Consider the following 15,740-nt stretch of genomic DNA (forward strand, 5'->3'; position numbering starts at 1 on the left):
ATGATGTCACATACTGTCAGTTCTTCGAGATGCCGGACCCGTTCGCGCCGTCGCCCCCGTTGCCGAAGGAGTTCCCGGGGTCGGCCGTGAGCACGACGTCCTGGGCCGCGGCGGCCGGGGCGAGGACGCCCGTCTTGGACCGGCGGCCCCGCTTCTCGATCCAGGTGGCGAGCGCGGAGAGCGCCAGGCACAGCGCGATGTAGATGACGCCGAAGACCACGATCGTGGACACGTACGGGTACTGGCCGTTGACCTGCGTGTTGGAGGCGATCAGTCGGGCCGAGTACAGCAGCTCGGGGTAGAGGATCACGAAGCCGAGCGAGGTGTCCTTCAGGGTGACCACCAGCTGGCTGATGATCGTCGGCAGCATCGCCCGGACGGCCTGCGGCATCAGGACCGTCGTCATGACCTGCGTCTTGCTCATGCCCAGGGCGTACGCGGCCTCGCGCTGCCCCTTCGGGACGGCGTTCACGCCGGCGCGGAGCACCTCGGCCTGGACGCAGCCGTTGTAGATCGACAGGCCGATGGCCAGCGCCCACAGCGAATGGTCGATCAGGAAGGCGAACCACACCGCGAAGATCGTGATCAACAGTGGGATGGAGCGGAAGACCTCGATGAAGACGGTGGCCGCCACGCGGACCGGCTTGTGGTCGGAGAGCCGGGCCACGGCCAGCAGCACACCGAGGACGAGCGAGCCGACGGCCGCGAGGCCGAACGCCTTGAGGGTGGCGACGAGCGCGTCGGCGATGTTCTGCCGGATGCCCGCGTAGTTGAAGATGTCCCACATCGCCGGGTCGAGGTGCCCCTTGTCGGCCAGCCGGACCACGCTGACGGCGAGGAGCGCGATGATGGCGAGGGTGCCCACGACGGCGTAGATCCGGTTGCGGACACGCGCCTTGGGGCCGGGGGTGTCGAAGAGAACGCTGGCACTCATCGGGCGACCTCCATGCGGCGCTCAAGGAGACGGAAGATCCCGCTGATGGTGAAGGTGACGACGAGGTACGCGGCGGCCACCCACAGGAAGATCGGGCCGATGGCGTAGCCCTGCTCGCTCATCAGCTGCTGCCAGCCGAAGAGTTCGGTGACACTGAAGGCGCCCGCGATGGCCGAGTTCTTGGTGAGCGCGATGAAGATCGAGCTCAGCGGGGGCAGTACGGTCCGGGTGGCCTGCGGCAGCACGATCATCCGAAGCGTCTGCGAGAACGTCATGCCGAGCGAACGGGCGGCCTCCGCCTGGCCGATCGGCACCGTGCTGATGCCGGAGCGGACGGCCTCGCAGACGAACGCGGAGGTGTAGAAGCCGAGCGCGAGCGAGCCGAGCACGAACGGGCTCATACCCGGGAACAGGATCTCGGGGACGACGAAGAACGAGATCAGGAAGAGCAGCGTCAGGGGGGTGTTGCGCAGCAGCGTGACCCAGGCGGTCCCGAAGTAGCGCAACGGAGGGACGGGCGAGACCCGGAAGCCGGCGACGACGATGCCGAGGACCAGCGCGATGACCGAGCTGACGGCGGTGATCGACACGGTTCCTATGAATCCGTCGCGGAACTCCGGGAAATGGTCGAGCAGTACGTTCATGAGGTCTCCGCGTCGGCGGTATCAGCGGCTTGAGGGCAGGGTGAGCGGCGCCCCGTACTCCGTACTCCCGTACGGGGCGCTCGACTTCGAGGAGGATCAGTAGCGGACGAGCGCCGGCGGCTCGACGTACGAGGAGCCGGAGAGACCCAGAGTCGCCTCGTAGATCTTCTTGTACGTGCCGTCCTTGATGTTCTTCTCGAGGATGTCGCTGATCTTGTCGCGCAGGATCTTGTCGTCCTTGTTCAGGCCGACGCCGTAGGGCTCCTCGGTGAACGGCTTGCCGACGACCTTGAGCTTGCCCTTGTTGGCGGCGGCGTAGCCCTTGAGGATCGCGTCGTCGGTGGTGACCGCGTCGACCTGCTTGGTGAGCAGCTGCTGCACGCAGTCCGAGTACTTCGCGAGCTCGGTGGTCTCGGCGCCGTACTGGGGCTTCTTGATCTCCTGCAGCGGGGTCGAGCCCGTGATGGAGCAGACCTTCTTGCCCTTGAGGGTCTCCGGACCGGTGATCGCGGTCTCGTCCTTGCGGACCAGGAGGTCGGCCCCGGCCTTGTAGTACGGACCCGCGAAGCCGACGAGCGCCTTGCGCTTGTCGTTGATCGTGTACGTACCCACGTAGTAGTCGATCTTGCCGAGCGAGATCGTCGACTCACGGGACTTCGAGTCGACGGTCATCCACTCGATCTTGTCCTCGGTGAAGCCGAGCTCCGCCGCGATCATCTTGGCGATCTCGACGTCGAAGCCGGACCGCTCCTTGGTCGCCTGGTCCTCGAAGCCGAGGTACGGCTGGTCGGCCTTGGAGCCGATGATCAGCTTGCCGCGCTTCTGCGCCTCCTTGAAGGTCGGCGACTCCAGCTTCACATCGGTGGCGACGATGTACTTGGGGAGCTGCGGGGCGTTCGAGTCGCCGGGCTTCACGGCGGGCTTGTCGCCGGCCGAGCCCTCCTTGCCACCACAGGCGGTCGCGGTCAGCGCGAGTACGGCGACGGCCAGGGCCGCGGTCTTGCGGAGCTTCATGGTGAACATCCCTTGATTCGTGGGTTGTTGAACGGCAGGTTGAAGCATGGGGCTGACCGCCGTCAGTGGTGCAGGATTTTCGAAAGGAAGTCCTTGGCGCGGTCGCTTCGCGGGTTGCTGAAGAACTCGTCCGGCGTGGCCTGCTCGACGATCTTGCCGTCCGCCATGAACACCACGCGGTTGGCGGCGGATCGCGCGAACCCCATCTCGTGGGTCACGACGACCATGGTCATGCCGTCCCGGGCCAGCTGCTGCATGACCTCGAGAACCTCGTTGATCATCTCGGGGTCGAGAGCCGAGGTCGGCTCGTCGAAGAGCATGACCTTCGGGTCCATCGCCAACGCCCGCGCGATCGCGACACGTTGCTGCTGACCGCCCGACAGCTGGGCCGGGTACTTGTCCGCCTGGGTGCCGACACCCACCCGGTCGAGCAGCGCGCGAGCCTTGGACTCGGCGGCCGCCTTGGCCGTCTTGCGGACCTTCACCTGACCCAGCATCACGTTCTCGAGCACAGTCTTGTGCGCGAAGAGATTGAAGGACTGGAAGACCATGCCGACGTCGGCGCGCAGCCGGGCCAGCTCCTTGCCCTCCTGGGGCAGCGGCCGGTTGTCGATCGTGATGGCGCCGGAGTCGATCGTCTCCAGGCGGTTGATGGTGCGACACAGTGTGGACTTGCCGGAACCCGAAGGCCCGATCACGACCACGACCTCGCCACGGGCGATGGTCAGGTCGATGTCCTGGAGCACATGCAGCGCGCCGAAGTGCTTGTTCACGTTGGACAGCACGACCAGGTCACCGGCCGCCGCTATGGCGTCTTCCGAGCCCTTGGTCACTGACACTCCGCTCATCGGCTTTTGCTCCGTCCTCCTCGGTTGGGGAGGACACTAGACACGCCGCAGGATGACCGTCATCACATCTGAGCGGAAATTGAGGATAACGAAAAGGCCTCGGCCGGACACGCTGCGTGAAGGGGGCGCCCGGTGGCGTACCGGGTGCATAACGGAAACCGCTGCGTAACTGGGGGAGACTTGACTGTGACGGCGACCATCGGCGTTCATGCGTAGGTACACGGATAGCCATGCAGATTGCCATCAGGAGATGGCGCACCCACGATCACCGAGCCACCGGAGGGGGCCATGAGACTCCTGCTCGTCGAGGACGACGATCACGTGGCCGCGGCTCTGTCCGCCGTACTGGCGAAGCACGGTTTCACCGTCACGCACGCCAGGAACGGCGAGGAGGCCCTCCAGGCGGTGCTGCCCGCCGCGCACGGCGAGCGCCCTTCCTTCGGGGTGATCCTGCTCGATCTCGGTCTGCCCGACCAGGACGGCTACCAGGTCTGCGGCCGGATCCGGAAGCTCACCACCACCCCGGTGATCATGGTGACGGCGCGTGCCGACGTACGGTCCCGGATACACGGCCTCAACCTCGGGGCCGACGACTACGTGGTCAAGCCGTACGACACCGGGGAGCTGCTCGCCCGGATCCACGCCGTCAGCCGGCGCACCGGCGTGGGCGAGGAGACCGGCTCGGCCGGTGACGACGCCGCGCTGCGGCTCGGCTCGGTCGTCATCGAGCTGCCCACCCGGCGGGTCAGCGTCGACGGCGCGGCCGTGCCGCTCACCCGCAAGGAGTTCGACCTGCTGGCCCTGCTCGCGCAGCGGCCCGGCGTGGTCTTCCGGCGCGAGCAGATCATCAGCGAGGTCTGGCGCACCAACTGGGAAGGGACCGGCCGCACCCTCGAAGTGCACGTGGCCTCGCTCCGCTCCAAGCTGGCCATGCCCGCCCTGATCGAGACCGTGCGCGGCGTCGGCTACCGCCTGGTCGCCCCTGCCGCCTAGCCGTCCGGGTCCTTCGTGCGCACACGCCTCCTTCCGCTCCTCCTCGTCCTGATGGCCGGGGTGCTCCTCGCCCTCGGCTTCCCGCTCGCCGCCAGCCTCGCCGCGGCCGAGCAGCAGCGCGTGGTCGTCGACCGGCTCGACGACGGGGCCCGGTTCGCCGCGCTCGCCCAGTTCGTCAACGAGTCCGAACCCTTCGTCGACGAGCGCCGCACCACGCTCCGCGGCGAACTCGCCAGCTACCACGACGTCTACGGCATCCGTACGGGCATCTTCTTCCGCGACAACCGGGCCATGGCCGCCGCGCCCGAGGACTGGGTCGTCCCCTACGAGGGTGAGGGGCGCCGCGCTTTCAACGAGGCCCTGCTCGGGCGCCGGAGCCACGACCCGCCCCAGGTGTGGCCGTGGCAGCCGCACGCCCGCCTCACCATCGCGTCACCGGTCGTACGGGACGGTGACGTCGTCGCCGTCGTGGTGACCGACTCGCCCACCGGGCAGCTGCGCTCGCGGATCCTGAGCGGCTGGCTGATCATCGCGGCCGGGGAGTTCGCGGCGATGCTGGTCGCCATCGGCGCGGCCTTCCGGCTCACCGGCTGGGTGCTGAAGCCCGTCCGCGTCCTGGACGCCGTCACCCACGACATCGCCACCGGGCGGATGAAGTCCCGGGTCGCCGCGGCCGGAGGACCGCCCGAACTGCGCCGCCTGGCCCGCTCGTTCAACGAGATGGCCGACAACGTCGAGGACGTCCTGGAGCAGCAGCGGGCCTTCGTCGCCGACGCCTCGCACCAGTTGCGCAACCCGCTCTCCGCGCTGCTGCTCCGCATCGAGCTGCTCGCCCTCGAACTCCCCGAGGGGAACGAGGAGATCGCCTCCGTCCGTACCGAGGGCAAGCGGCTCGCCCAGGTCCTCGACGACCTCCTCGACCTCGCGCTCGCCGAGCACGCCGCCGCGGATCTGCGCCTCGTCGACATCGGCGCGCTGGTGGCCGAGCGGATCGCCGCGTGGCGGCCCCTCGCCGACGAGAAGGGCGTACGGCTCCTCGGGGAGCGGAGGGCGGTGACGGCCTGGGCGGACCCGGTGGCGCTCTCCAGCGCGCTCGACGCGGTGATCGACAACGCGCTGAAGTTCACCCCGGAGGACGAGGAGGTCACGGTCGCCGTGGCCTCGGAGGGCGACACCTGCACGATCGTGGTGGCGGACCGGGGGCCTGGGCTCATGCAGGAGGAGCTCGACCGGGTCGGCGACCGCTTCTGGCGCAGCAACCGCCACCAGAACATCAAGGGCTCGGGCCTCGGCCTGTCGATCTCCCGGGTCCTGCTGGCCGCGGGCGGCGGCTCGATCGCATACGCGCCGCACGAGCCGCACGGGCTGCGGGTCACGCTCACGGTGCCGAGGACGGGGCCGCAGGGGCGGTGACCGTGCTGGACCGGCTCCGGCGCTGTACCGGTCTGGTGCCGTACCGCTTCTACGGCTTCCCTTACGGCTTCACGGAGCGGTAGTAGCGGCGGGCGCCCTCGTGGAGGGACAGGGGCTCCGTGTAGATGGCGGTGCGGAGGTCCACCAGCTGCGCCGGGTGGACCTGGCGGCCGATGCCGTCCCGGCTTCTGATCACCGTACGGGTGAAACCCTCCACCATCGCCGGATCCGCCGCGTCCGTCGTCACCAGCAGGTTGGCGACGGCCAGCGTCTTCACCGGCTGCCCGTCCTGGGCCAGGGCGTAGGCCTCCGCCGGGATGACGGCGGAGCGGTAGTGGCGCGTCGCCTTGCCCGCGTTGTGGACCTTGTCCACGAGGGCGGTGTCGAGCGGGATCAGCCGGACCGGGATGCGCTCGGAGAGTTCCTGGACGGCCTGGGTGGGCAGGCCGCCCGACCAGAAGAAGGCGTCCAGCTGCCGGTTCTCCAGCAGGCCCGGCATGGTGTCGATGCCGGCCGAGACCGGCTTCACGTCGGTGTCGGGGGCGAGACCGCCTGCCGCGAGGACCCGGTCCGCGATGAGCCGGACACCGGAGCCCTCCTGGCCGACGCCGACCCGCAGGCCGCGCAGATCGGCCACGGACCGTACGGCCGAATCCTTGCGGACGACGAGCTGGACGTAGTCGTCGTAGAGCCGGGCGCAGCCGCGCAGCAGGTCGTGGCCCGGCTTGCCGTCGCGCTGGTACTGGGCCACGGCGTCGGCGGTCGCGACGGTGAAATCGGCTTCGCCGGAGGCCAGGCGGGCGAGGTTCTGCTGGGAGCCCTGGCTGTTCTTGAGCGTTATCGACACGTCCGGCAGATCCGTGGCGAGGGCCTGGCGCAGCAGCTCGCCGTACCGCTGGTAGACCCCGGTGGGGACGCCTGTGCTGAAGGTGACCCGCCCGCTGGGCGCCGGTGTACCGAACGGAACCAGCCACCAGACCAGCAGCCCGCAGACCACCAGAACCGCCGCGGACGCCTGGAGAAGGCGGCGGCGAGCGGAACGGGAGTACGAGGCGAGCATGGCGCGATCCTGCCAGCTCGGTCCCCGCCCTGGCCAGGCCGGGAGGTGGTGTGCTGCTTCACGCGCGCGTGGTGGGGCGGCTGTGGGGTGGTCGTGGTGGGGCGGGCGTGGGGTGGTCGTGGTGGTTCGTGGCGGGAGGCCGGGGGCCGTCACAGGCCGGTCGCCTGGGCCCGCAGCCAGCCGAGCAGGGCGGCGATCCGTTCGTCCCGCTCGGGCGGCTGCGGGCTGAGCAGGTGGTACCCGGTGCCGTCCTCGACCAGGCCGAAGGGCGCCACGAGCTGCCCGCTCACCAGGTCGTCGTGGACCAGCGCGTACGGGCCGATCGCCATGCCGACACCGGCGACGGCCGCCTGCAGCGCCAGGTAGAAGTGCTCGAAGGTCTGCTCGTCGGTGGGCTCGACGGAGCGCCGCGTGATGCGCTGCCAGTCCGCCCATGCGCGCGGCCGGGTGCTGGTGTGCAGAATCGTCACACCTGCGACTCCGCTGCCGGCGGCGAGGCGCTCCGCCACGTCCGGGCGGCAGACCGGACCGATGCGTTCCAGGAAGAGGGGGGAGCGGGTCACGTCCGCCGGTACGGGGAAGTCGTCGCGACGCAGGGCGACGTCGACCGGGTCCCGGTCGAAGGCAACGGGTCCGCCGCCCGCCGACAGGTGGACGGTGAGGCCCGGCACCTGCACGGCGAGGTCCGGCAGGCGGGGGATGAGCCAGCGCATCAGGAGCGTCGGCTCGCACGACAGGGCCAGCGGACCTCCGCGTTCCCGGCCCGAAACCTCCCGGGTGGCCGTGTCGATCTGGTCGAGCGCGTCCCGGACGGCGGCCGCGAGACGACGGGCCTGCGGGGTCGGCCGCAGCGAACGGGTCCCTCGCTCGAAGAGCGTGACACCGAGCGACTTCTCCAGGTTCTGGATCTGCCGGGAGACCGCGCCGTGGGTCACGTGCAGCTCCTGCGCGGCGCGGGTCATGCTCGCGTGCCGCACGGTCGCCTCGAAGGGGAGCAGCGTGTTCAGCGGGGGGAGGTCGGGCCAGCGCATGCGTGAAATCTACTCACAGGTGGGGTGAGAAGGAATCGCTTGTCGGGCGGCCTTCCGAACGCCAGGGTTGACGTCAGTGGCGGCGACTTCGAGGAGGACGAGACATGCGGGAACACCCGGCCGAGCCCGTGAGGGGCATCGCCGTCCTCGCGGACGACCTGACGAGCGCCGGCGACGGCGCGGCGCCCTTCCGCGGCACGGGCCACCGCGCGAAGGTCCTGCTGGCCGAGGCCGTCGAGCCGGCCGCACCGGCGGTCGACGGCGTCGTGGCCGTGGACCTCGGGAGCCGGCTGCTCGACGAGGCGTCGGCCGCGGCCGTGGCCGCCTGGTCCGCGGGCGCGTTCGCCGGTTCCGAGCTGCTGATCAAGACCGTCGACTCGACGCTCCGGGGCCATGTGGCGGCCGAGGTCCGCGCCGCCCACGCAGGCTCGGGCCGACGGGCCGTGGTCGTCGCTCCCGCGTTCCCGGCGGAGGGCAGGACGACCGTCCGAGGGGTCCAGCACGTCCATGGCGTCCCGGTGCACGAGACGGACTTCGCGCGCGACCCGGTCCACCCCGTCCGCACCGCCGACCTCGCCAAGCTGCTGCCCGAAGCGGACGTCCTGGAACCGGAGCGGTTCGGGAAGCTGCCGGAACTGATCGACGGCGGAGGCCTGTTCGTCTGCTCGGCGGCCACGGACGACGACCTCGACCTCCTGGTGGCCTCCGTGCCCCGACCCGGCGACGTGCTCTGGGTCGGCTCCCCGGGCCTCGCCGCCGCGTTGGCCCGACACCACTCCCGTATCCCGGCCGAGCCTCCGCCCGAACCACCTCGCGCACGGCGCCCCTTGATCGTGGTCGGGAGCGCGCACCCGGCGACGCGCCGCCAGTTGGACCGGCTGCGCACGCGCGTGGACGTGACCGCTGCGGCGACGGCCGACGCTCCGGCCGAGGCCCTGAGCGCTCTGCGCCGGGCCACGGCGCCCGTGCTCGTCGTCCACACCCCGGACGCCCGCCGCACGGCAGCCGGTTCGCTGACCGGCGAGCTCGCCCTCGCCGTACGGGAGTTGGTGACGGACGGGCTGGTCGACGGGCTCGTGCTGACCGGCGGGGAGACGGCCGTGGCCGCCCTCGAAGCCCTCGGCGCCGCCGGTGTCGACCTCGCCGACGAGCCCGAACCGGGGGTCGCCCGAGGTGTGCTGCTCGGCCCGCCCCGCCTCCCCGTGCTGATCAAGGCGGGCGGCTTCGGCGACGACGGGACACTCGACCGGCTCTGCCGCCTCCTCATGGACGGTGGGCCGAGCACGGGGGACGGGTCGAGCGCGGAGGGTGGGCCGACGCCATGACGCAGCCCATCGCGCTCACCATGGGCGACCCGAACGGCATCGGCCCCGAGATCACGGTCAAGGCGTACGCCGACCCACGGCGTCGGCCCCCGGTCGTCGTCATCGGCGACCCGGCCACGCTCGCCCGCGCCTGCCGGATCACGGGCACCGAGCTGACCGTGCGGCCGATCGCCTCCGTCTCGGACGCGGCCCACGCCCCCGGGATCCTCGACGTCCTCCCCGAGGGCACGTTCCCCGAGGACGTACCGCTCGGCACAGTGGACGCCCGCGCCGGAGCCGCCTCGTTCGGGTACGTACGCCGAGGCATCGAGCTCGCCCTCCGCGGCGAGGTCCGCGCCCTCACCACCGCGCCGATCAACAAGGAGGCGCTCCGGCTGGCGGGGCTGCCCTACCCGGGCCACACCGAGATCCTCGCCGAGCTCTCGGGTACCAGCGACTACGCGATGATGATGGCCAACGACGACCTGCGGGTCGTCCTGGTCACCGTCCACCAGTCGCTGCGCACGGCCATCGACTCCCTCACGACCGCCCGCGAGCTGGAGATCATCCGGCTGACCGACCGGACGTTCCGAGCCGGCCACCCGAGCGTGCGCTCCGGGACCCGCCCCCGTATCGCCGTCGCCGCCGTCAATCCGCACGCCGGGGAGAACGGACTCTTCGGGCGTGAGGACCTCGACATCGTCGAACCGGCCGTACGGGCCGCTCAGCGGGAAGGCATCGACGCCAGCGGTCCCTGGCCCGCCGATACCGTCTTCATGCGCGCCCGCGCGGGCGAGTTCGACGCCGTCGTGGCGCAGTACCACGACCAGGGGCTCATACCGGTCAAGTACCTGGGCCTGGAGCACGGCGTCAACATCACCATCGGCCTGCCGTTCGTGCGCACCAGCGTCGACCACGGCACGGCCTTCGACCTCGCGGGGCGGGGCACCGCCGACCACACCAGCCTGCTCACCGCCCTGCACCACGCCGACGAGCTGACCGCCCAGGCCCCTGCCGCCCCGTAGGCGCGCTCACCAGGCCCCGCCCCGCAGACCCCGGCCGCCCCGAGGGTCTCCACCCCTTGCCCCCGCAGGCCATCGCCCCGACCTGGAGGACCCCCGTGGACTTCATCTTCATGCTCACCCGTGACGACAGGACCGTCACCGACTGCCTCGACGTCCTCGACACCGTCCGGGACCTCGGCGTCTCGCACATCGGCTTCAAGGACGTAGGAGTCGAGCCGGCCACCCTCGACCGGCTCCACCGGCAGATCAAGGAGATGGGAGCCACCAGCTACCTCGAAGTGGTCAGCACCACCCGCGAGGAGGCGCTCACCTCCGTGCGCCGCGCGGTCGACCTCGGTGTCGACCGGCTCATGGGCGGCACCTGGATCGACGAGACGCTGGCCCTCCTCGCCGGCACCTCCGTCGAGTACCTTCCCTTCGTGGGTGAACCGCTCGGCCACCCCACCCGCCTCGCCGGCGGCCCCGACCGGATCTCCGCGGACTGCCTCCGGGCGGAGGCCGCGGGCTGCGCGGGCGTCGACCTCCTCGCCCACCGGGCCACCGACGCGGACCCGCTCGACCTCGTCCGTGCCGCCCGGGCGGCCACCACGGGCCGCCTGGTCGTCGCCGGCGGCATCTCCACGACCGACCGGATACGAGCGGTGGCGGCCGCCGGAGCCGACGCCTTCACCATCGGATCCGCCGCCTTCGACGGGTCCCTCCGGCCCCGCGCGGGCACCCTCGCCGCCCAGCTCGGCGCAGCCCTCGAAGCGGCCGGGAGCGTCCCTGCGCCCTCGCCCCGGCGGCTCGGGGACGGGCTATCCCCGGCACCGCATACCCTTGTTCCATGACCAGCAGCGACCGGAGCCAGGCAGTGGACGTCCAGCGAACCTACGAAGTGCGCACCTACGGGTGCCAGATGAACGTCCACGACTCCGAGCGGCTCTCCGGTCTGCTGGAGAACGCCGGCTACGTCCGCGCCCCCGAGGGCTCCGACGGTGACGCCGACGTCGTCGTCTTCAACACCTGCGCGGTCCGCGAGAACGCCGACAACAAGCTCTACGGCAACCTCGGCCGGCTCGCCCCCAGGAAGACCACGCGCCCCGGCATGCAGATCGCCGTCGGCGGCTGTCTCGCCCAGAAGGACCGCGACACCATCGTCGAGAAGGCCCCCTGGGTCGATGTCGTCTTCGGCACGCACAACATCGGCAAGCTGCCGGTCCTCCTGGAGCGCGCCCGCGTCCAGGAAGAGGCCCAGATCGAGATCGCCGAGTCGCTGGAGGCCTTCCCCTCCACGCTGCCGACCCGCCGCGAGTCCGCGTACGCCGCCTGGGTCTCGATCTCCGTCGGCTGCAACAACACCTGCACCTTCTGTATCGTCCCGGCGCTGCGCGGCAAGGAGGAGGACCGCCGTCCTGGCGACATCCTCGCCGAGATCGAGGCCCTGGTCGCCGAGGGCGTCTCGGAGATCACCCTGCTCGGCCAGAACGTCAACGCGTACGGCTCCGACCTGGGCGACCGCGAGGCCTTCTCCAAGCTGCTGCGCGCCTGCGGCCAGATCGAGGGCCTGGAGCGGGTCCGCTTCACCTCCCCGCACCCCCGCGACTTCACGGACGACGTCATCGCCGCGATGGCCGAGACGCCGAACGTCATGCCGCAGCTGCACATGCCGCTGCAGTCCGGTTCGGACACCGTCCTCAGGGCCATGCGCCGCTCCTACCGGCAGGAGCGTTTCCTCGGGATCATCGAGAAGGTCCGCGCGGCCATCCCGCACGCCGCCATCTCCACCGACATCATCGTGGGCTTCCCCGGCGAGACCGAGGAGGACTTCGAGCAGACCATGCACACGGTCCGCGAGGCCCGCTTCGCCAACGCCTTCACCTTCCAGTACTCCAAGCGGCCCGGGACCCCCGCCGCCGAGATGGACGGGCAGATCCCCAAGGAGGTCGTGCAGGCGCGCTACGAGCGTCTGGTCGCCCTCCAGGAGGAGATCTCCTGGGAGGAGAACAAGAAGCAGGTCGGCCGGACCCTGGAGGTCATGGTCGCCGAGGGCGAGGGCCGCAAGGACGGCGCCACCCACCGCCTCTCCGGCCGCGCCCCCGACAACCGGCTCGTCCACTTCACCAAGCCGGACCAGGAGGTCCGCCCGGGCGACGTGGTGACCGTCGAGGTCACCTACGCCGCCCCGCACCACCTGCTCGCCGAAGGCCCGACGACGGCGGTGCGCCGCACCCGCGCCGGCGACGCCTGGGAGAAGCGCACCACCGCGGCCGCCGCGAAGCCGGCCGGCGTCCTGCTCGGACTCCCCAAGATCGGTGTCCCGGACCCGCTGCCCGAGGCCTCCGCCCCGGCCTGCGGAAGCCACTGACAACCGAGGCGGTCACTGACACCCTCGGACACGCCGAGAGCCGCCGCATTCGAGGAACCGGGGGGCCGGGATGGGGAAGTGGGTCGTCGTCGCACAGCGCGGGGCCGGGGGTGACACGTACCTCGCCGAAGTGGTCCGGAGGATCACCGGCACACGGGAGGACGCGCAGGAGGCGATGCGCGCCGCCTCGCTGACGTACAAGGAGCCGTGGCGCGAGAAGTCGCGCGAGGTGTACCGCTTCCCGAGCGGTGACAGCTGCCTGGTGATCGTCAAAGGGCTGATGTCGGAGACACACACGGTCCTGAGCATCGCCGAGCTGGTCCACGACTCGGCCGGCCCCGCGCTCGTGAAGGGGGCCCCGACCGGCGGCGAGCCGCAGGACAGCGTCCCGCCCATGGACTGGGGACCGTCGCAGTAGGCTGCGGATCATGCTTGTCGCCGCAGCCGTCTGCCCCTGTCCTCCTCTGCTCGTGCCCGACGTGGCGGCCGGAGCCGCCGGCGAGCTCGATGCCGCCCGGACGGCCTGCGCCGACGCCGTCGGTCTGCTCGCCGCGTCCCGGCCCGACCGGCTCTTCGTCGTCGGCCCCGCCGACGAGGGCGCGCGCGGTACGTTCCCGGGCGGTTCGACCGGCAGCTTCGCGGGCTTCGGCGTCGATCTCTCCGTACGCCTCGGTGATGGGCCCGCCGGGGAGCGCCCGCTGCCCGCATCCCTCGCCGTGGCCGCCTGGCTCCTCCAGCGCGCCGACTGGGCCGACGCGCCCGTCGAAGGCCTCGGGGTCGGTCAGCCGCTGGAAGCCGACCGTTGCGTCTCCACCGGCCGTGAGCTGGCTGCCGCGGCCGACCGCGTGGCGCTGCTCGTGATGGGCGACGGCAGCGCCTGCCGGACCCTCAAGGCCCCCGGCTACCTGGACGAGCGCGCCGCCGCCTTCGACGCGGAGGCCGCCCGCGCGCTGGGCACGGCGGACGTGGACGCCCTGCTCGCGCTCGACGAGAACCTCGCGTACGAGCTGAAGGCGGCCGGCCGGGCCCCCTGGCAGGTCCTCGCGGGCGCGGCCGAGGGAGCGGACCTCGACGGACGGCTGCTCTACGAGGACGCCCCGTACGGCGTCGGCTACTTCGTGGCGGCCTGGTCGTAACGGCGCCCACGGCACAGGCACGAAAGAACGGCGGACGGCCGCGGAGCGCGATGCTCCGTGGCCGTCCGCCGTGCGCGAGGGACCGTGGGGTGACGCCGGACGTCAGGTGGCCGGCGGCGGAGTCTGCCCGGGACCCTGACCCTGACCCTGCCCCGGACCTTGCCCCGCTCCTGGACCCTGGCCCTGCCCCGGACCCGCGTCCCCGCCGGGGCCCTTCGTGCCGTCGTCGTCCTTGTGGGCGATCCGCTCAAGGGCGTCCTTGGCCTTGCCGGTGCCCGACTCGATCTTGGCGCTGTACTTGCCCTTGGTCTTCTCGTCGACCAGCTTCGCGGCCTTGTCCAGACCCTGGTCGATCTTGGCCTCATGCTGCTGGGCGAGGCCCGAGACCTTGTCCTTGGCCGGGGCGAGCTTGGCCTTCAGTGAATCCAGGAGACCCATGGGCCACCTTCCCTCCGGTGCGTCCGTCTGCCGTGCCCTGTCGCCGGGAGCGCTACTTCCGGGCGCTCTCGCCGGCCTCGTTGTCCGCGGCCTCTTCCGCCGACTGCTGCTTCGGAATTTCCACGGCCGCCTCGACCACCTCGACGGTCTCCGCCACGGGGGCCTCGTCGCCCGCCTCGGCGCCCTCGGCCGACTCCGCCGACGGGCCGCTCTCGGCACCGGTCTCGGCACCGGTCTCGGCACCGGTCTCGGCACCCGCCTCGGCCTCCGTGGCCTCACCGCTCGGCGCTCCGGCCTCCGCCTCGTCCGGTGCGTCCGTCACGGCGACAGCCTGGGCCTCCTCCGTCGACGCCTCGGCAGCTTCCTTGCCCTTCCGCCGAAACATTGCAAAAACGCCCATTTCAACTCCATAGCGTACTCGTGTGGGATAAGGCCCGCGGCGCCCGGAGCGCCCTGTTGCGCCACCCGGCGCAGCCGGTACGGAAAACCGGCGGTCGGAACCTCGAAACTGGCAACGAACCCGGTGGCGGACCGTCACGTCGCTCATTCGGGGACCTCCTCCGAGGTTTGCGAGACTGTGACGGTGAGAAGTGCAGCTCCCGCCCCGCGGGTCATCGCCGTCGTCGGTCCCACAGCGGCCGGAAAGTCCGATCTGGGCGTATTCCTTGCCCGGCAACTGGGCGGCGAGGTCGTCAACGCAGACTCGATGCAGCTCTACCGAGGGATGGACATCGGTACCGCCAAGCTGACGCTGGAGGAGCGCGGCGGGATCCCGCACCACCTCCTCGACATCTGGGACGTCACGGAGGCCGCCAGCGTCGCCGAGTACCAGCGCCTCGCCCGCGCCGAGATCGACCGGCTGCTGGCCGAGGGCCGTACCCCGGTCCTGGTCGGCGGCTCGGGTCTGTACGTACGCGGGGCCATCGACTCCCTCGAGTTCCCCGGCACGGACCCGGCCGTGCGGGCCCGCCTGGAGGCCGAGCTGGAGGAGCGCGGCTCCGGGGTGCTGCACGCCCGTCTCGCCGCGGCCGACCCCGACGCCGGGCGCGCGATCCTCCCCAGCAACGGCCGGCGCATCGTCCGGGCCCTGGAGGTCATCGAGATCACCGGCAAGCCCTTCACCGCCAACCTGCCCGGCCCCGACCCGATCTACGACACCGTGCAGATCGGCGTCGACGTGGCACGCCCCGAGCTCGACGAACGGATCACCGCGCGCGTGGACCGCATGTGGGAGGCCGGACTCGTCGACGAGGTGCGCACCCTGGAGGCGCGAGGGCTGCGGGAGGGGCGCACGGCCGCCCGCGCGCTCGGCTACCAGCAGGTGCTCACGGCGCTCGCGGGGGAGTGCACCGAGGACGAGGCGCGGGCCGAGACCGTACGCGCCACCAAACGCTTCGCGCGCCGCCAGGACTCGTGGTTCCGGCGCGACCCGCGCGTCCACTGGCTGAGCGGCGCCGCGGAGGACCGCGGGGAACTCCCGGGACAGGCGCTGACGTTGGTCGAACGAGCGGTTACAGCCTGATCACGTGATGGCATCGGGACGCCATGCCCGT

The 15,740-nt window shown here is 71.3% G+C and carries 17 protein-coding genes; 9 read left to right on the plus strand and 8 right to left on the minus strand.

The features are described from left to right. Positions 1-16: 16 nt before the first annotated feature. From AB0F56_RS21730 to AB0F56_RS21745, 4 genes are all read right to left on the minus strand, one after another. Complete coding sequence (locus AB0F56_RS21730; protein ID WP_362012099.1) at positions 17-934, minus strand: amino acid ABC transporter permease; 918 nt, start codon at positions 932-934, stop codon at positions 17-19. Continuing rightward, positions 931-1,578 (minus strand): amino acid ABC transporter permease, encoded by a 648-nt coding sequence (locus tag AB0F56_RS21735; protein ID WP_362012102.1) that lies wholly within the window; start codon positions 1,576-1,578, stop codon positions 931-933. The genes AB0F56_RS21730 and AB0F56_RS21735 overlap by 4 nt, the downstream gene beginning before the upstream one ends. A gap of 96 nt (positions 1,579-1,674) precedes the next feature. Continuing rightward, complete coding sequence (locus AB0F56_RS21740) at positions 1,675-2,592, minus strand: glutamate ABC transporter substrate-binding protein (RefSeq protein ID WP_362012105.1); 918 nt, start codon at positions 2,590-2,592, stop codon at positions 1,675-1,677. A gap of 62 nt (positions 2,593-2,654) precedes the next feature. Further along, on the minus strand, positions 2,655-3,440 hold the full coding sequence (locus tag AB0F56_RS21745) for an amino acid ABC transporter ATP-binding protein (protein WP_362012108.1): 786 nt from the start codon (positions 3,438-3,440) through the stop codon (positions 2,655-2,657). 288 nt (positions 3,441-3,728) lie between these two features. On the opposite strand from AB0F56_RS21745, the gene AB0F56_RS21750 reads away from it, so the two are divergent. After that, entirely contained in the window at positions 3,729-4,433 is a 705-nt protein-coding gene (locus AB0F56_RS21750; protein ID WP_362012111.1) for a response regulator transcription factor, read from the plus strand. Positions 4,434-4,448: 15 nt separating this feature from the next. After that, a complete protein-coding gene (locus AB0F56_RS21755; protein WP_362012114.1) occupies positions 4,449-5,846 on the plus strand; it encodes a HAMP domain-containing sensor histidine kinase in 1,398 nt (465 codons plus the stop codon). 61 nt (positions 5,847-5,907) lie between these two features. On the opposite strand, the gene AB0F56_RS21760 is transcribed toward AB0F56_RS21755, so the two are convergent. Continuing rightward, the gene (locus AB0F56_RS21760; protein ID WP_362012117.1) at positions 5,908-6,906 is read right to left on the minus strand and encodes a TAXI family TRAP transporter solute-binding subunit; all 999 of its coding nucleotides are present in this window, start codon (positions 6,904-6,906) and stop codon (positions 5,908-5,910) included. 149 nt (positions 6,907-7,055) lie between these two features. Beyond that, positions 7,056-7,937, minus strand: a complete 882-nt coding sequence (locus AB0F56_RS21765; RefSeq protein WP_362012120.1) for a LysR family transcriptional regulator — start codon at positions 7,935-7,937, stop codon at positions 7,056-7,058. Positions 7,938-8,041: 104 nt separating this feature from the next. On the opposite strand from AB0F56_RS21765, the gene AB0F56_RS21770 reads away from it, so the two are divergent. From AB0F56_RS21770 to AB0F56_RS21795, 6 genes are all read left to right on the plus strand, one after another. Next, positions 8,042-9,262 (plus strand): four-carbon acid sugar kinase family protein, encoded by a 1,221-nt coding sequence (locus tag AB0F56_RS21770; protein WP_362012123.1) that lies wholly within the window; start codon positions 8,042-8,044, stop codon positions 9,260-9,262. Continuing rightward, positions 9,259-10,266 carry a 4-hydroxythreonine-4-phosphate dehydrogenase PdxA gene (gene pdxA, locus AB0F56_RS21775; protein WP_362012126.1) on the plus strand — a complete coding sequence of 336 codons (1,008 nt, stop codon included), beginning with the start codon at positions 9,259-9,261 and terminating at the stop codon, positions 10,264-10,266. The genes AB0F56_RS21770 and pdxA overlap by 4 nt, the downstream gene beginning before the upstream one ends. Before the next feature lie 95 nt (positions 10,267-10,361). Continuing rightward, the gene (locus AB0F56_RS21780; RefSeq protein ID WP_362012129.1) at positions 10,362-11,096 is read left to right on the plus strand and encodes a HisA/HisF-related TIM barrel protein; all 735 of its coding nucleotides are present in this window, start codon (positions 10,362-10,364) and stop codon (positions 11,094-11,096) included. After that, positions 11,093-12,613 (plus strand): tRNA (N6-isopentenyl adenosine(37)-C2)-methylthiotransferase MiaB, encoded by a 1,521-nt coding sequence (gene miaB, locus AB0F56_RS21785; RefSeq protein ID WP_362012131.1) that lies wholly within the window; start codon positions 11,093-11,095, stop codon positions 12,611-12,613. The genes AB0F56_RS21780 and miaB overlap by 4 nt, the downstream gene beginning before the upstream one ends. Positions 12,614-12,683: 70 nt before the next feature. Next, the gene (locus AB0F56_RS21790) at positions 12,684-13,031 is read left to right on the plus strand and encodes a hypothetical protein (protein ID WP_362012134.1); all 348 of its coding nucleotides are present in this window, start codon (positions 12,684-12,686) and stop codon (positions 13,029-13,031) included. A gap of 10 nt (positions 13,032-13,041) precedes the next feature. Continuing rightward, entirely contained in the window at positions 13,042-13,749 is a 708-nt protein-coding gene (locus AB0F56_RS21795; RefSeq protein ID WP_362012137.1) for a class III extradiol dioxygenase subunit B-like domain-containing protein, read from the plus strand. Positions 13,750-13,851: 102 nt separating this feature from the next. Here the strand turns inward: AB0F56_RS21795 and AB0F56_RS21800 are convergent, their stop codons facing one another. Together AB0F56_RS21800 and AB0F56_RS21805 are read right to left on the minus strand one after the other, a co-directional pair. Then, positions 13,852-14,187: an antitoxin gene (locus tag AB0F56_RS21800; RefSeq protein WP_362012140.1), complete on the minus strand. Its 336-nt coding sequence runs from the start codon at positions 14,185-14,187 to the stop codon at positions 13,852-13,854. A gap of 52 nt (positions 14,188-14,239) precedes the next feature. Continuing rightward, complete coding sequence (locus AB0F56_RS21805; RefSeq protein ID WP_362012142.1) at positions 14,240-14,509, minus strand: hypothetical protein; 270 nt, start codon at positions 14,507-14,509, stop codon at positions 14,240-14,242. 261 nt (positions 14,510-14,770) lie between these two features. On the opposite strand from AB0F56_RS21805, the gene miaA reads away from it, so the two are divergent. Beyond that, entirely contained in the window at positions 14,771-15,709 is a 939-nt protein-coding gene (miaA, locus tag AB0F56_RS21810; RefSeq protein ID WP_362012145.1) for a tRNA (adenosine(37)-N6)-dimethylallyltransferase MiaA, read from the plus strand. The last annotated feature ends 31 nt before the right edge of the window (positions 15,710-15,740 follow it).

Source organism: Streptomyces sp. NPDC026092 (assembly GCF_040638605.1).
Taxonomy (GTDB): domain Bacteria; phylum Actinomycetota; class Actinomycetes; order Streptomycetales; family Streptomycetaceae; genus Streptomyces.

What these genes read in the sequence shown, in the direction of transcription:
- miaB (WP_362012131.1), top strand. Translation starts at nt 11,093, where the DNA reads ATGACCAGCAGCGACCGGAGCCAGGCAGTGGACGTCCAGCGAACCTAC.
- AB0F56_RS21800 (WP_362012140.1), bottom strand. Translation starts at nt 14,187, where the DNA reads ATGGGTCTCCTGGATTCACTGAAGGCCAAGCTCGCCCCGGCCAAGGAC.
- AB0F56_RS21765 (WP_362012120.1), bottom strand. Translation starts at nt 7,937, where the DNA reads ATGCGCTGGCCCGACCTCCCCCCGCTGAACACGCTGCTCCCCTTCGAG.
- AB0F56_RS21795 (WP_362012137.1), top strand. Translation starts at nt 13,042, where the DNA reads ATGCTTGTCGCCGCAGCCGTCTGCCCCTGTCCTCCTCTGCTCGTGCCC.
- AB0F56_RS21745 (WP_362012108.1), bottom strand. Translation starts at nt 3,440, where the DNA reads ATGAGCGGAGTGTCAGTGACCAAGGGCTCGGAAGACGCCATAGCGGCG.
- AB0F56_RS21730 (WP_362012099.1), bottom strand. Translation starts at nt 934, where the DNA reads ATGAGTGCCAGCGTTCTCTTCGACACCCCCGGCCCCAAGGCGCGTGTC.
- AB0F56_RS21750 (WP_362012111.1), top strand. Translation starts at nt 3,729, where the DNA reads ATGAGACTCCTGCTCGTCGAGGACGACGATCACGTGGCCGCGGCTCTG.
- AB0F56_RS21770 (WP_362012123.1), top strand. Translation starts at nt 8,042, where the DNA reads ATGCGGGAACACCCGGCCGAGCCCGTGAGGGGCATCGCCGTCCTCGCG.
- AB0F56_RS21760 (WP_362012117.1), bottom strand. Translation starts at nt 6,906, where the DNA reads ATGCTCGCCTCGTACTCCCGTTCCGCTCGCCGCCGCCTTCTCCAGGCG.
- AB0F56_RS21740 (WP_362012105.1), bottom strand. Translation starts at nt 2,592, where the DNA reads ATGAAGCTCCGCAAGACCGCGGCCCTGGCCGTCGCCGTACTCGCGCTG.
- AB0F56_RS21790 (WP_362012134.1), top strand. Translation starts at nt 12,684, where the DNA reads ATGGGGAAGTGGGTCGTCGTCGCACAGCGCGGGGCCGGGGGTGACACG.
- AB0F56_RS21735 (WP_362012102.1), bottom strand. Translation starts at nt 1,578, where the DNA reads ATGAACGTACTGCTCGACCATTTCCCGGAGTTCCGCGACGGATTCATA.
- pdxA (WP_362012126.1), top strand. Translation starts at nt 9,259, where the DNA reads ATGACGCAGCCCATCGCGCTCACCATGGGCGACCCGAACGGCATCGGC.